Origin of the sequence: Methylobacterium brachythecii, from assembly GCF_014196345.1 — a bacterium.
GTDB classification, from domain to species: Bacteria; Pseudomonadota; Alphaproteobacteria; order Rhizobiales; family Beijerinckiaceae; genus Methylobacterium; species Methylobacterium brachythecii.
The window spans coordinates 696,803-711,772 of the sequence record NZ_JACIDN010000001.1; the positions used below are offsets into that span (position 1 = coordinate 696,803).

The following is a 14,970-nucleotide window of genomic DNA, read 5'->3' on the forward strand; positions in this document are numbered from 1 at the left end:
GCATGAGCACGGCAGAGCGCGCACCCGCCTTCGCGGTGATCGGGGCGGGCTATGGCGACGAGGGCAAGGGCGTCGTTACCGACGCCCTTGCTGACCGCCTCGGCGCAGGCACGGTGGTGATCCGGCACAATGGCGGTGCCCAGGCCGGGCATACCGTGACCACGCCGGATGGGCGCCGCCACGTCTTCCACCATGTCGGGTCGGGAAGCTTTGCCGGCGCATCGACCTTCCTGTCCCGGCATTTTGCATCGAACCCGATCGTGCTCGCCGAGGAGATCGCGGCGCTCGCGCAGCTCGGTGTCGCGCCCCGCATCCGGGCGGACGAGCGCGGGCTGCTGACCACGCCCTGGGACATGATGATCAACCAGTTCGTGGAGGAGGCGCGCGGCGGCGGCCGCCATGGCTCCTGCGGGCTCGGTTTCGGCGAGACAATCGAGCGGAACCTGAACCCGGCCTTCGCCACCGATCTCGCCATGCTGCGCGGGGATCTCGGGCGCTTACGCGACCGCTTCGACCGCATCCGCCGCGAATGGGTGCCGGCGCGCCTGACCCGGCTCGGCCATCCCGGCCTGTATCTGCGCCACCGCGACCTGATCCTGTCGGAGGAGGGGCTGGAGCGCGCGGTCGCGCTCGCGGTCGGCATGCTCGCGCATGTCGATCTGGTGGGCCGGCCGTCGGAGGCAGTGGCCCCCGACGCGCCGATCGTCTTCGAGGGCGCGCAGGGGCTGATGCTCGACCAGGATCGCGGCGCCTTCCCGCATGTCACCCGCTCGAACACGGGGCTCGCCAATGTGCTCGACGTGGCCGGCGAACTCGGCCTCGGCCGGCTCCAGGCCGTCTACGCCACCCGCGCCTACGTCACCCGCCACGGGGCCGGCCCGCTCGCCTACGAGCAGGCGGCGCCGCCGAGCCCGCTTTTCGCGGATGCCACCAATCGGCCCAACCCCTGGCAGGGGCAGCTTCGCTTCGGCCGGCTCGACCTCGACGTTCTCGGCGGTGCCATCCGGGCCGATCTGTCCGATGCGGAAGGTCGGCTGCAGGTCGAACCGCGCCTCGCGATGACCTGCCTCGATCAGTTCGAGGGCAGGCCGGTCTCTTCGGTCAGCGGAGGCCGCATCGTCCAAGGGCCTGCAGAACGGCTCGCCGAGGCCGCAGCGGCGATGGTTTCCGATGGAAACCTTCCGCTGTCGAGCTATGGCCCGAGCCGAACGACGCTTTGCAATCTCGCCGCCGAGGTGAAGGCCTGACGGCTCATCGCGAACCGATGTGTGCTCGCGCACGGCAAGATGTCTTGCCGCATTGGGCATGCCGGTGGGATGTCATCGCTCGGCCGCAATGAGTGCAAAGGTTGGGCGCGCCTCGGCGAAAATCCCATCGGACAGAGGATTGCGTGATCGGTGACAGGTTCGCATCGCGTCTCGGCGCGATCGTCATGCTCGGGCTCGCGCTGGTGCTGCCGGCCGCGGCGCGTCCGCGTGTCACCGAGGCGACCTATGCGACCGCAGCGGAGGGCCTGATCGAGCCCTACCTGCAATCCGGCCTGTTTTCCGGCACGATCCTGGTGGCGAAAGACGGCAAGCCGGTCTTCCGCCGCGCCTACGGCCTCGCCAATCGCGAGTGGAACGCGGCTAACACCCTCGACACGCATTTCCGTATCGGATCTCTCACCAAGCCATTCACCGCGGCGGCGATCCTGAAGCTCGTAGAGGCCGGCAAGCTCAAGCTGGACGACCGTATCCGCCAGTTCGTGCCCAGTGCGCCAGCTTCCTGGGACCACGTCACTCTGCGGCACCTGCTCGGCCACACCTCCGGCATCATCAACTACACGGCGCTGCCGGACTACTACGCCAAGATCTCCCGCCTCGAACGCTCACCGCAGGAAATCATCGCGCTGGTCGAGAACGAGCCTCTGCTTTTCGAGCCCGGCGCGCGGATGGAGTACAGCAACACCGGCTACGTGCTGCTCGGCATGGCGATCGAGGCGGCGACCGGCCAGCCCTATGCGCAATATATCCGCGACACCTTCCTCACGCCGCTGGCGCTGACGGAGACGGGCTACGACGACGTCAGCTTGGTGCTGCCGCGCCGAGCCTCGGGCTACCGCTTCGGCCAGGCGCATTGGCGCAACGCGCCGGCCATGGCCTCCAGCATCGCCTATGCCGCCGGCGGCCTTTATTCCACGGCCGACGACCTGCTCGCCTGGAGCCGTGCGCTGTTTGGAGGAAAAGTGCTTTCGGCCGCCTCGCTCGCCGAGATGACCGACGATGGCGGTCGCGGCTACGGGCTCGGCTGGTATGTCGGCAAGGCGCATGAGCGCCGGGTGTGGTCGCACGGGGGCGCCGTGTCCGGCTTCCTCTCCATGATCGACCATTATCCCGATGACGGGCTCGACGTGATCGTGCTCGCCAACAATGAGAATGCGCCCGCGCAGAAAATCGCCCGCGAGCTCTCCGCGCTCTGGCTCGGCGTGCTCGATCCGCCCGACTCGATCGTCCTCGAGGATGTGATCCTCGATCGCTATGCCGGCACCTATCGGCTCGGGCCGCGCTTCTTCCTGACCATCACCCGCGAGCATGGACGCCTCCTGTCGAAGGGCACGGGCGAGCCGGCCGTGCTGTTCCTTCCCGAGAGCGACCGCACCTTCGTCTCGCCAGCGATCGATGCCCGCATCACCCTGGACACCGAGCCGGACGGGCGCCCGAACGGCCTCATCTTCCATCAGGCGGGACGCGACCGCATTGCCCCGAGGATCGCCCCCGAGGAGGCCGAGCGCATCCTCGCCCAACCGCGGCCGCTCCGTCACGAGGTCGCGGTCGACCGCACGCGCCTGCGCCGGCTCACTGGCCGCTACGACCTCGGCCCGAACGCCATGCTGACCGTCAGTTTCGAGAACGGCCGCCTGTATGCCCAGGCCACAGGCCAGCCCCGCAGCGAGGTTTTCGCGGAGAGCGAACGTCAGTTCTTCCTCAAGACGGTCGATGCCCAGTTGAGCTTCGAACTCGATGGCGGGGGGCGCGCCACGGGTCTCGTGCTGCATCGGAACGGTCTCGACACGCCCGCCCACCGCATCGAGCCGGATCAGGCTTCCACGAAGAAGCCGGCCAGGACGCAGACCCGCTGAGGGCGCGCCGCCGGGTGTCGCCATCATCCCGGAACAGGCGTAGAAGACGCTCCCGCAAGCGGCACCCAGGCGGATTTCTGCCTTGAGAAAAAGCCGTTATCGGACAATGACTTGCGGGGTGCGGCGCGGGGTTGGCCTAAAGTCCACCTTGATTTGAGGCACCGGCTGGATTTGTCTCCCGCAACAAAGCCGCCAAAGAGCCACACGGAGGAATGCCGATGAACAAGCCGGAATTTTTGGCTGACGCCAAGACCAAGTCGCCCTTCTCGGCGCGCTACGACAATTTCATCGGCGGCAAGTGGGTCGCCCCCGTTGCCGGCCGGTACTTCGAGAACACCTCGCCGATCACGGGTAAGATCATCTGCGAGATCGCTCGCTCCGATGCGCAGGACGTGGACAAGGCCCTCGACGCCGCCCATGCCGCCAAGGACAGCTGGGGCAAGACCTCGCCGGCCGAGCGCGCCCGCGTTCTCAACCGGATCGCCGACCGGATGGAGGAGAACCTCGATCTGATCGCGCTGGCCGAGACCTGGGACAACGGCAAGCCGATCCGCGAAACGACCCACGCTGACATCCCGCTCGCCATTGACCATTGGCGCTACTTCGCCGGCTGCGTCCGCGCGCAGGAAGGCTCGATCTCCGAGATCGACCACGACACGGTGGCCTACCACTTCCACGAGCCGCTCGGCGTCGTCGGTCAGATCATCCCGTGGAACTTCCCGATCCTGATGGCGGTGTGGAAGCTCGCTCCGGCGATCGCTGCCGGCAACTGCGTGGTGATCAAGCCCGCCGAGCAGACCCCGGCTTCGCTCCTCGTCGTGATGGAGCTGATCGCCGACATCCTGCCGCCCGGCGTCATCAACGTCGTCAACGGCTTCGGCCTCGAGTGCGGCAAGCCGCTGGCCTCCTCGCCGCGCATCGCCAAGATCGCCTTCACCGGTGAGACGACCACGGGTCGCCTCATCATGCAATACGCCTCGCAGAACCTGATCCCGGTCACGCTGGAGCTGGGTGGCAAGTCGCCGAACATCTTCTTCTCGGACGTCGCCGACGCTGACGACGACTTCTTCGACAAGGCGCTGGAAGGCTTCACGATGTTCGCCCTCAACCAGGGCGAAGTCTGTACTTGCCCGAGCCGCGCGCTCGTGCACGAGTCGATCTACGACCGCTTCATCGAGCGCGCCATCAAGCGCGTCGAGGCGATCACCCAGGGCTCGCCGCTCGACCCGGCGACCATGATCGGCGCTCAGGCCTCCTCGGAGCAGCTCGAAAAGATCCTCAGCTACGTCGATATCGGCAAGCAGGAAGGCGCGCAGTGCCTCACCGGTGGTGCCCGCGGCAACCGCGACGGTGACCTGGCGGAAGGCTTCTACATGCAGCCGACCGTGTTCAAGGGCCACAACAAGATGCGGATCTTCCAGGAGGAGATCTTCGGCCCGGTTCTCTCCGTCGCCACTTTCAAGGACGACGAAGAGGCGCTCTCGATCGCCAACGACACCCTGTACGGCCTCGGCGCCGGCGTCTGGACCCGCGACGGAACCCGGGCCTACCGCTTCGGGCGTGCGATCCAGGCGGGCCGCGTCTGGACGAACTGCTACCACGCCTACCCGGCCCACGCGGCTTTCGGTGGCTACAAGCAGTCCGGCATCGGCCGCGAGACCCACAAGATGATGCTCGACCACTACCAGCAGACCAAGAACATGCTGGTTTCCTACTCCCCGAAGAAGCTCGGCTTCTTCTAGGAGGCGTTTCCTCCCGCACCTCCGACCCCGGCCGAAAGGCCGGGGTTTTTTGTTTGATGCCGCCTGAGCCCTCTCCCGCAGAGGGGAGAGGGATGGGGACAGCATGGATTTCCGCGCCCATCACCTCACATAACAAGCGAACCGTTCTGGGAGACGACGCCATGACCGAACAGGTTACGAGCCACGCCGAGACGATCGAGCCCGTCACCGCCGAGCAGGCCGATAATGCCGGCACTCCGCTGCGCGTCACCGCCACGCCGGCCGCGCTCGAGCTGATCGAGGAGCTGAAAGCGGAATACGGTCCGGTGATGTTCCACCAGTCCGGCGGCTGCTGCGACGGCTCCTCGCCGATGTGCTATCCCGTCGGCGACTTCATCACCAGCGATGCGGACGTGCATCTCGGCAAGGTCGGGGGCGCGGATTTCTTCATCTCGCGCTCGCAATTCTCCGTCTGGCAACACACCCACATCATGCTCGACGTGGTGGCCGGACGTGGCGGCATGTTCTCGTTGGAGAACGGACGCGAGAAGCGTTTCCACATTCGCTCGCGCCTGTTCAGTCAGGCCGAGAACGATGCGCTCTCGGGCGCCTGCCGGATCTGAGTGTCAGCCCTTCGGCGTCGGCGTCCCGCTCGCCTCGGCACGTGAGGCGGCGCCGTCCGACCCGCGCTCGGGCACGGAGGCTTCCGGATAGCGCTTGCGGTACTCGGTGAGGAATGCGCCGAGCGTTTCGGCGGAGGTGGCGCGGCGGGCTGCCTCTCGGAAAGCCGGCGTCCGTGGTGCGTCGCTGCGGGTCAGCAGCGCGAAAGTGCGCGCGTCCGGCCCGTCGGCCATCGGGCCGGCGAACTTCGCCTTCAGCCGCTCCAGCCCAAGGCTCTCGCCGGCCAATCCGTAGGCGATGCCGGCGCGAATGACGTCGGCACGGCCTGCATCGTCGAGCGGTTTGCGGCCGCGCCAGATGTCTCCGAGCAGGCCTTCATGCGCCTCGCCGGCCTCGCGCCAGCGCCGCGCCGACCAGAGGATATCGGCCCGCAGGCGCTCGGCATCGGCGCCGCTCTCGCCCTCGATCGTCTCCAAGGCGAGGTCGGTCCGGGTCAGGTCGGACAGGGCGCGGGCGCGCAGCAGGGCGCGCGCACGACGCAGGTCCTCGCCAAGCGACGGCAGATGCGTCTCTTCCAGAACCTTGAGCGCTTCGAGGGGCTTGCCCTCCATCAGCCGGATCGTTGCGAGCCGTGCGGCGACGCTGGCGCGGGCCGGCCCGGTCAACCGATGTGCGACCTGGTGGTCGAGGAGCTCGTCGGCGGAATCGAGCAGGTCGAGGGCGACGAGCCGGTCGGCCAGACGTCGGACGATCTCGTCGGCACGCCGTCCGACCGGCGCGAATTCCTTGTAGTCGAAATAGAGCGCCAAGGCCTCGACGCCGCCGAGCGAGGCCGCGCGCTCACCGAGGAAGAGATCCTCGAACAGCGCCTGAGCGGCCTCGTGCATCGTGCGCGTGGCCGGCGCGTCCGGCGCCAGGATATTGGCGCGCCGCGCCGTCACGAAGACCTGCCGCCAGCGCCCGGCCTCCGTGTAGAGCCGGCCGAGCATGCCGAGCGCCTCGCTCTCGGTCGCGCCGCCGTGCCAGGTCAGCACCAGCGTTTCCAGCCGGTCGATGGCCTCTTTGGTGTCGATCTTGTGCAGCGACTGCGCGAGCATCGTCGCGCGCAAGGTCGCGGCCGCCGCGACCGGCCGCTGCGCCTTGGCGGCCAAGGTCTCGTAGTTCTCCAGCGCCGCCTCGACGCCGCTCTTGGCCTCGTCGATACGGGCGCGCAGCAGCGTGACCCGGTCGCGGGTCAGGGCGTCGGCGCCCTGGGTGGCAGCCCGGATCGTGCGCAGTGCGCCGTCCCAGTCGCCGAGTTCCACCGACGCTTCCGAGGCGGCCGCGTAGACTGGAGCGGCGACATCCTCGGGGTAGCGCTCCAGCACGTCCGAGCCGGCGTTCAGGCTGGAATCGGCCGCGCCCCAGCGACCTTGTTTGGCCGCGATGTAGCCGCGCCAGAGCCGCGCCTCGGGATTGCGGGCGTAGCGTTCGCCCGCGAGAATCTTCTCGGCCTCGTCGAGGCGGCCGATGCGTGCCGTCACGATGCCGCGCATCAGCGCGGTCTGCGCTTCGCTATCGAGCACAGGGTCTTCCGACGAGGCGACGGCGAGCACGCCGAGCGCTTCGATGTCGAGGCCGTTGGCCATCAGCGCCTTGGCGAGGGCGAGGCGGCCCGGACCGCGCCCGGAATTCGAGGCCGCGGCCGCGGCGGAATACTGTGCACGCAGCATCGCGCCGACGTCGCCACGCCGCGCGGCCTCCCAGGCCTCGCGATCGATCACCAACTCGCCAGCCTGGGCGACGGTCGGCTCCGGTGCGCGAGTGATGCCCGATACCGCGACGCCGCCCTCTCGCTCGATCGCGATGCCGTCGATGTCGGGCCTCACCGCGAGGTCGTCGGCGTTGGCGAGCACCGCGAGGCCGACCCGGCTCGGCAACAGCTCGAAATCGACGAAGCGCTGCGGCTTCGATACGCCGGCCCTCTTGGTGCCGCGGGCGGTGACCACGGCGATGTGCTCGCCGTCGAGGTCGAGCCAGGTGACGGAGCCGGGATCGGGCAGCCCGACGCCGATGGCGACGCGGCCCTTGCCGCCCGATGCCCGCTTGGCGAGCAGGCTCTCGCTCGGCGCCACGACGTCGCCGGTCGCAAGTTCCCAGCCCCGCGGCTCCGTGACCGGCAGGAGGTCGACGAGGGTGCCCGTTGGCAGGTTGAAACGCATCATCGTCACGTTCCCGACCCGCTGCGGGGGGGCGAGCGGCACCAGGCCGGTCGCGCCGGGAGGCGGCACTGCGACGGGCTCGGCGGTCTCGAAGACGAGCGTGGCGATCCCGGCCCGCTCGAACAGAGCGGCCGGGACGGCTTTCTCGAAGGGAAAGACGAGCCCCGAGCCGGCACGGCGCGGCGAGGGCTCGGTCGCGCGGGCTTCTGCCTTGGCGCCCTCGGCCTTCGGAGTCGCCGGACCGACCGCTTCGGCCTTGTCCCGACTGGGTTTTTCGGCGGCAGCGAGCTTCTGAGCCTCCTTGCCGTCTTCGGTCTTCGCGGCCGCGGGCGGCGTCCAGAGGAAATCGATGACCGCCTCATCGGAGTCGCGACTGGTCTCGATCCTGACGCCATCGGCGGGAAGGGCGGTCAGTCGCGCACCCGAGGCGTCGTTCTCGACCTGGATGCTGCCGATCTCCGGCTTCAGGCGCCCGCGCGCCTCCCGGTCCTCGATGCGCCACGCGCCGGCCAGCGTCAGTCGCTGCCCATCGTCGGCTTCCTCGAAGACCGCTTTGAGGTCGGGCGGCAGCTTGAGGCTGACACGGGTTCGTCCGGGCGCGTTCGAAATCTCGGCCGCGATGGGCTTCGGTGCAGGCGTGGCCTTGCTGGCCTTCAGCGCGGCCTCGGCCTCGCGGGCACGGCGGGCGAGTTCGGCGATGGTTTCCGGCGGCAGCGGCGGCGGCAGCCCTGCCCAGTTCTCCGGCAACAGATCCACGAAGACCTGCTCGCCGGCCTGCTGCAGGTTCACGCGGTAGCCCCGCTGAAGGGCGAGTCTGAGCGCTGAGCCGTCGGGATCGCGCCGCACGACACTGACGAAATCCGGCATGCCCGCCGCGATCCGCTCGGAGGCCGCGGTGACGGTTTCGCCGAAGCCGAGCGTCAGGACGGTGCCCGAGACGCGCGCCTTGACTTCGACCGGAACGTCGAAGGCGAGAACGATGCGGCCGTAGCCACCGGGCTGGCTGCCTTTGGCCGACAGCAGGCGGGCGGCCTCGGCCGTGGCCGGCAGAGAGGCGGCGAGCAGGGCTGACAGCGCGACGAGCCGCAGCAGGGCACTGGCCCCGCGCGGCCGCCTCTCGCCATCGGCTCGCAAGTGCATCGCGCCCGCCCGAACTCTCGGCGGCCCCGCGACAGGGCGGCCGTACGCTACATTCGGGCCGGAGTGTCGCCGAACGGGGTGAATGCGCGCTTAAGGTCTCGTCACTGAGCCTTGGTTTCGGGAGGCTTTGCGTCAGGTGAGGTGGCGTTTGGCGCCTTGTCGCCCGCAGCCTTATGAGCGAGGAGCCCCGGCACCGTGGTTCCGCTCTCGCCGAAATGCTCGAAGGCGCGCTTGCAGCTCTCGGCCGTATTCTTCTTGTAGGCCTCGCTATAGCCCAGCGACTCGATCATCAGCGGACCTTGTTCGAGGTCCTTGAGATCGACGCCCATCGACGCGATGACCTTCTTGAAACGGTCGTAATCGGGCTTTGCATCCGGGCATTCGACGTCGACGAAGCGGATCATGCCGGCGAGTTTCGCGGCACCCTTGCGCTGGCGCTCCACGCGCGGGTCGCCCTGGGGCGCCGGAGCAGGTGCCGGCGTCGTCTGCGCCGGAGCCGATTCAGGCGCGGTGGGCGTCTCGGCGGCGAGCGGGCCAGCCGAGGCCACGGCGAAAGCAGCCGCGACGCATGCGGCAGATAGGGCCTGCTTCATCATCTTCCTCCCAAACGGATTTCCAATGCGCTTGTGATCGCGCGTTGGCCTTCCGTTGCGGGAGGACGCTGCCGGGGTCAACCCAGCGCGGCTTGCCTGTTCTGCCCAGTGTCAACCGCCGAAAGCGGCAGCTCTGGCGAAGGCCGCCGCGAAGCCGGCCAGCGGCACGCTGATCGTCGTCGGCTCCTTCGCGTCCTGCTTCATCCCCGACACGCTCATGGTCTGGGCGGTCTTCATGGTGTCGGTGGCGAGCGTTGGCAGGCTGATCGGCACGAGGCAGCCGTCATTGACGCAGTAGGAGTAGGGCGCGCCCTTGCCGAGGGTTCGATCGTCCAGCTTGAAGCTGACGCCGGGCTCGATCTGCATGCCGAACGGCATCAGGATCAGGCCCTCGGCGCGGCCGTCCTTCGGCGCGCGCAGCTCGACGCTGAACTGGCGCCGACCGGTACGGCGATCGCCCTGGGACTGGATCACCACGCAATCCGTCTGCGAGCCCTCGCGATTGCAGTTCATGGTCCAGTCGCCATAGGCCTCGCTGACGGAGCGGGCGCCGTTCGGCCACTGCACCTTTGCGTCGGAAGCCGTCGGCTCCAGCAACGTACCGTCGGAGGCCGGCTTGGCCGCGGGCTCTGCGGTCTTCTGTTCGGCAGGCTTCGCTTCCGCCGGCTTGGGCTCGGCAACCTTCGGCTTGTGCGGCAGCACCTTCTTGATACGGGGCTTGGCTTTGGCTGCTTCCTCGGGCGCCGCCGGTGCTTCCGGTGCTGCTTCCGGTGCTGCAGCCGGGGCCTCGGGCTCCTGCGCCCGAGCCGGCGGCGCGAGCGTCGCGGATGCGATCAGCAACGTTGCCGTGAGCAGGGAAAAGCGGATCGGTGTCATGGAGCGGCCTTCAGCACAGCGTGTGCGCCGCCTAACGTTGCCAGCGGCGCGGCGCAATCATATCAGCGGCAAAAGATTGGTGACGATGCAGGAATGCCGCGTTGATCTTGGATCTATTCAAAACTGAGCTTGCCTAAACATCCCGGATCGCTCGACATGATGGTGCGAGCTTTTCCGCCGACGCCGCTGTATCGAGACCGCGGGCGTGTAAGAGGAACGCGGCATGAGCGGCATCTACGATTTTTCACCAAGCGACGCGGGCGGCGCCCCTCATCCGCTCAGCCAGTATCGTGGCCGCGTTTTGCTTATCGCCAACACGGCCTCGAAATGTGGGTTCACGCCGCAATACGAGGGACTCGAAGCGCTCTGGCGGCGCCATCGCGAGGCCGGGCTCGTCGTACTTGGCGTGCCCTGCAATCAGTTCGGCGCGCAGGAGCCAGGGAATGCCGAGGAGATCGCGCGGTTCTGCTCGCTCACCTATGATGTGACCTTCCCGGTGCTCGCCAAGGTCGAGGTGAACGGGCCGGCGGCCGACCCGCTTTTCGTCCGGCTCAAGCGTGAGCGTCCGGGCCTGTTCGGCTCGCAGTCGATCAAGTGGAATTTCACGAAGTTCCTGGTCGGGCGCGACGGCCGGGTGATCGCCCGGTTCGCACCCAAGACCAAGCCGGCGGATCTCGAACGGGCCGTGACGGCGGCGCTCGCCGAGCCGGTGGCGGCCTGAGCGCTGTGTCGGACCCAAGGTCCAGCGCGACCGGTCGGGCCGGCCATCATTTGGAACTGTCGAGCTGTCGAGGCCGTTTGATGGGCCTGTCCCACAGCTCGGAGAGATTCATGCGAGCCATCTTTCTCGCCGCCGCGACCGTTGTCGCCCTGAGCGGCGTCGCCTCGGCCCAAACCACCATCATCGAGCGCGACGAGCCGGCGGTCGTCGTGCGTGACCGGCCCGCCGCGGTGATCGAGCGCCGCGAGGTGGGCCGTGATTTGCCGCCCGCGGCCGGCTGCGAATCGAAGACCGTCACGCGAACGGACGATGACGGCGAGACCACGACCGTCCGCAAAGAGCGCTGCGACTAAAGACGGCCCAACCAGGGCGCATCGAACCGGTTCGCGGTGATCGCGGGCCGGTTCGAGAGCTACGGCAAGCCTCTCTTGTCGAGCTGCTTCTTGGCCATCATCAGCTGGTCCCAAACCGTGCTGGGTGTGGTTCCGAAGAAGTCGAAAACGGCGTTCACGCCCCACCAGAGGCCGAGAACGATGAGGGGGACGAGGATCCAGGCCAGGATTTCCTCGCCGCGCCGACGAGCCTTGCGCCGCTTGCGCCGGGCCTCGCGTCCGGTGAGCTTGGTCTTGGCCGTGACCCTCGGCTTGGCAGCCGGGGGCTGGCTGGGGACAGGCGCGAGGGCGTCCTCATGCGTGTCGCTCGTCATGGTGCCCCCGTCTTCGGCCGATCCGCGAGAGCGCCCCCGCTCCCGCTCGTCTCATCCCGGTGCGCCCATATCCGCGACCGGCCCGAGGAAGGCAACCCGCCTTCCTCGGAACGCGGACGAGATCACGCCTTGACGAGCGGCACCTTCGGCACCGTGCTGCGGACGCTGCCGGTGCCGCCGGAACCGTCCGATCCACCATCCTTGCCGCCCCCGGCCTTGCGCTTGGGAGCGCTGCGCGGCTTCGAGCGCTTGTGGCGCTTGACCGCGTTGGTGACGTCCTTCTCCGGGCGCGGCGTCACGGGGCCGGCGGGGAATTCGAAGGCCAGCGCGGCCTTGGCCGAGATGCCGTCCTTCGCGCCCGCGTCGGGCTTGCCGAGCACGACGCGCACGAGGCCGCCGTTCTTCAGCTTTCCAAACAGCACTTCGTCGGCGAGCGGCGTCTTGATGGTCGACTGGATCAGGCGAGCCATAGGACGTGCGCCCATTGCGTCGTCGTAGCCGTTCTCGACGAGCCACTCGCGGGCTTCGTCCGAGAGCTCAATGGTGACGTTGCGGTCGGCGAGCTGGGCCTCGAGCTGCAGCACGAACTTGTCGACCACCTTGGCGACCACGTCCTTCGGCAGGTGGCCGAAGGAGATGATCGAGTCGAGCCGGTTGCGGAATTCCGGCGCGAACAGCCGGTTGATCGCCTCGACGTCATCACCCGAACGCTTGTTCTGGGTGAAGCCGTAGGAGGCGCGTGCCATGTCGGAGGCGCCCGCATTCGTAGTCATGATGATGATCACGTTACGGAAATCGACCTGCTTGCCGTTGTGATCGGTCAGCTTGCCGTGATCCATGACCTGCAACAGGATGTTGAACAGGTCGGGATGGGCCTTCTCGATCTCGTCGAGCAGCAGCACGCAATGCGGATGCTGGTCGATGCCGTCGGTGAGCAGGCCGCCCTGGTCGAAGCCGACATAGCCGGGAGGCGCGCCGATCAAGCGGCTGACCGTGTGGCGCTCCATGTATTCCGACATGTCGAAGCGCAGCATCTCGACGCCGAGCGAGGCGGCGAGCTGCTTGGCGGCCTCGGTCTTGCCGACGCCGGTTGGACCGGCGAACAGGTAGGAGCCGATCGGCTTGTCGGGATCACGCAGGCCGGCGCGGGCGAGCTTGATCGCTGAGGTCAGCGCCTCGATGGCGTTGGGCTGGCCGTAGACGACGCGCTTCAGGTTCTCGGTGAGGTTCTGGAGCACGACCGCATCGTCCTTCGAAACGGTCTTCGGCGGGATGCGGGCCATCGTGGCGATGGTCGCCTCGATCTCCTTGACGCCGATGGTGCGCTTGCGGCGCGCCTCGGGCACCAGCATCTGCGAGGCTCCGGTCTCGTCGATCACGTCGATCGCCTTGTCCGGCAGCTTGCGGTCGTTGATGTATCGCGCAGACAGTTCCACGGCCGCTTTGACGGCGTCGGCCGTGTACTTCAGCTTGTGGAACTCCTCGAAATAGGGCTTGAGCCCCTTCAGGATCTCGATCGTATCGGGCACCGACGGCTCGTTGACGTCGATCTTCTGGAAGCGACGCACCAGGGCGCGATCCTTCTCGAAGTACTGGCGGTACTCCTTGTAGGTCGTCGAGCCGATGCAGCGCAGCGTTCCGCTCGCGAGCGCTGGCTTGAGCAGGTTCGAGGCATCCATCGCGCCGCCCGAGGTTGCACCGGCGCCGATCACCGTGTGAATCTCGTCGATGAACATGATCGCGTTCGGGTGCTGCTCGATCTCCTTCATCACCTGCTTGAGGCGCTCCTCGAAGTCGCCGCGATAGCGGGTTCCGGCCAGAAGCGTGCCCATGTCGAGGGAGAAGACGGTGGCGTCGGCGAGAACCTCCGGCACCTCCTTCTGGATGATCTTGCGGGCGAGGCCCTCGGCGATGGCAGTCTTGCCGACGCCGGGATCGCCAACGAGCAGCGGGTTGTTCTTCTGGCGGCGGCAGAGCACCTGAATCGTGCGCTGGACCTCGCTCTCGCGGCCGATCAGCGGGTCGATCTTGCCGTCCTTGGCCTTCTTGTTGAGGTTGACGCAGTAGGCGTCGAGCGCGTCACCCTTCTTCTTGGCGCCGCGGCTACCCTCCTCGTCGCCACCGGGACGTTCCGAAGAGCCTTCGTCGTCCGATCCGCGCACGGGCTTGGTCTCCGAAGCCCCCGGCCGCTTGGCGATGCCGTGGCTGATGTAGTTGACCGCGTCGTAGCGGGTCATGTCCTGCTCCTGCAGGAAGTACGCCGCGTGGCTTTCGCGCTCAGCGAAGATCGCCACGAGCACGTTGGCGCCCGTCACCTCCTCGCGTCCCGACGATTGGACGTGGATCACCGCGCGCTGGATCACGCGCTGGAAGCCAGCGGTGGGCTTGGCATCCTGGCGGCCGTCGCCGGTGAGGTTGGAGAGCTCGGTGTCGACGTATTCGACGAGGTTGCGCTTGAGCGCCTCGACCTCGACGCTGCAGGCCCGCATGACGGCGGCTGCGTCCTGGTCGTCGACGAGGGCGAGCAGGAGATGCTCCAGCGTCGCGTATTCGTGGCGCCGCTCACCGGCCAGGGCCAGTGCACGGTGGAGGGCTTGTTCCAGGCTGCGTGAAAAGCTTGGCAATGCTCGAGCCTTTGTTCCGGGGCCTTACTTCTTCTCCATAACGCACTGGAGAGGGTGTTGGTGCTTGCGGGCGAAGTCCATCACCTGCGTCACCTTCGTCTCGGCGACCTCGTAGGTGAAGACGCCGCACTCGCCGACGCCGTTCTGATGCACGTGCATCATGATCTGATATGCGTCGTCGTGGTTCTTATTGAAGAAGCGCTCGACGACGTGGACGACGAATTCCATCGGCGTGTAGTCGTCGTTCAGGAGCAGCACCCGGTAGAGGCTCGGGCGCTTCGTCTTCGTTTTGGTGCGCGTGATGATCGCGGTGTTCGAGCGGTCGCCATCGCCGGACCCGCGTGGGCCTGCGGCCTCGATCGGCGTGGCGCCGTTTGCGCGCCAGCTTTCGCGTCCAGCGGTCGCCACGGCCCGCTTCGGCGTCTGAGACATCGGAACCGTATCGAGTCCGTCCGGCGACATGTTCGTTCGTATGACGTTGTTCGTGGGAAGTGTGACGGACCTGAGGCGGCCCTCCGCCCAGGGCGCCGCTGAGACGCAACCAGCAACAGGCAATCTATAGGCCGTGATCCGACTCCGCCAGTCGGATGCGCTCACTTGTCCGGGTCGAGCGCGCGATCTTTACGATTCGGAGACCCACGAGTTT

The 14,970-nt window shown here is 67.6% G+C and carries 12 protein-coding genes; 6 read left to right on the forward strand and 6 right to left on the reverse strand.

Translation table 11 applies throughout. The features are described 5' to 3' along the window. Nucleotides 1–2 precede the first annotated feature (2 nt). From GGR33_RS03360 to GGR33_RS03375, 4 genes are all read left to right on the forward strand, one after another. Nucleotides 3–1,247 (forward strand): adenylosuccinate synthetase, encoded by a 1,245-nt coding sequence (locus GGR33_RS03360; protein WP_183501940.1) that lies wholly within the window; start codon nucleotides 3–5, stop codon nucleotides 1,245–1,247. A 143-nt stretch (nucleotides 1,248–1,390) separates the two neighbouring features. Beyond that, on the forward strand, nucleotides 1,391–3,121 hold the full coding sequence (locus GGR33_RS03365) for a serine hydrolase (protein ID WP_284211499.1): 1,731 nt from the start codon (nucleotides 1,391–1,393) through the stop codon (nucleotides 3,119–3,121). A gap of 218 nt (nucleotides 3,122–3,339) precedes the next feature. Further along, entirely contained in the window at nucleotides 3,340–4,863 is a 1,524-nt protein-coding gene (gene adh / locus GGR33_RS03370; protein ID WP_183501941.1) for an aldehyde dehydrogenase, read from the forward strand. Nucleotides 4,864–5,024: 161 nt separating this feature from the next. After that, nucleotides 5,025–5,465 carry a DUF779 domain-containing protein gene (locus GGR33_RS03375; RefSeq protein WP_183501942.1) on the forward strand — a complete coding sequence of 147 codons (441 nt, stop codon included), beginning with the start codon at nucleotides 5,025–5,027 and terminating at the stop codon, nucleotides 5,463–5,465. A 3-nt stretch (nucleotides 5,466–5,468) separates the two neighbouring features. On the opposite strand, the gene GGR33_RS03380 is transcribed toward GGR33_RS03375, so the two are convergent. The 3 genes from GGR33_RS03380 to GGR33_RS03390 form a co-directional block, all read right to left on the reverse strand. Continuing rightward, nucleotides 5,469–8,804 (reverse strand): hypothetical protein, encoded by a 3,336-nt coding sequence (locus GGR33_RS03380; RefSeq protein WP_183501943.1) that lies wholly within the window; start codon nucleotides 8,802–8,804, stop codon nucleotides 5,469–5,471. Nucleotides 8,805–8,905: 101 nt separating this feature from the next. Then, on the reverse strand, nucleotides 8,906–9,400 hold the full coding sequence (locus GGR33_RS03385; RefSeq protein WP_246412750.1) for a hypothetical protein: 495 nt from the start codon (nucleotides 9,398–9,400) through the stop codon (nucleotides 8,906–8,908). Nucleotides 9,401–9,508: 108 nt separating this feature from the next. Next, the gene (locus GGR33_RS03390; RefSeq protein ID WP_183501944.1) at nucleotides 9,509–10,273 is read right to left on the reverse strand and encodes an invasion associated locus B family protein; all 765 of its coding nucleotides are present in this window, start codon (nucleotides 10,271–10,273) and stop codon (nucleotides 9,509–9,511) included. A 223-nt stretch (nucleotides 10,274–10,496) separates the two neighbouring features. Between GGR33_RS03390 and GGR33_RS03395 the strand changes: the two genes are divergently transcribed. Next, entirely contained in the window at nucleotides 10,497–10,994 is a 498-nt protein-coding gene (locus GGR33_RS03395) for a glutathione peroxidase (RefSeq protein ID WP_183501945.1), read from the forward strand. Between the two features lie 80 nt (nucleotides 10,995–11,074). Next, entirely contained in the window at nucleotides 11,075–11,347 is a 273-nt protein-coding gene (locus GGR33_RS03400) for a hypothetical protein (RefSeq protein WP_343068387.1), read from the forward strand. 59 nt (nucleotides 11,348–11,406) lie between these two features. Here the strand turns inward: GGR33_RS03400 and GGR33_RS03405 are convergent, their stop codons facing one another. The 3 genes from GGR33_RS03405 to clpS all read right to left on the reverse strand — a co-directional run bounded on the left by GGR33_RS03405 (nucleotide 11,407) and on the right by clpS (nucleotide 14,756). After that, the gene (locus tag GGR33_RS03405; protein WP_183501946.1) at nucleotides 11,407–11,700 is read right to left on the reverse strand and encodes a hypothetical protein; all 294 of its coding nucleotides are present in this window, start codon (nucleotides 11,698–11,700) and stop codon (nucleotides 11,407–11,409) included. 122 nt (nucleotides 11,701–11,822) lie between these two features. Further along, nucleotides 11,823–14,324, reverse strand: a complete 2,502-nt coding sequence (gene clpA / locus GGR33_RS03410) for an ATP-dependent Clp protease ATP-binding subunit ClpA (protein WP_183501947.1) — start codon at nucleotides 14,322–14,324, stop codon at nucleotides 11,823–11,825. Nucleotides 14,325–14,348: 24 nt separating this feature from the next. Then, the gene (clpS, locus tag GGR33_RS03415; RefSeq protein ID WP_425488740.1) at nucleotides 14,349–14,756 is read right to left on the reverse strand and encodes an ATP-dependent Clp protease adapter ClpS; all 408 of its coding nucleotides are present in this window, start codon (nucleotides 14,754–14,756) and stop codon (nucleotides 14,349–14,351) included. Nucleotides 14,757–14,970: the final 214 nt, after the last annotated feature.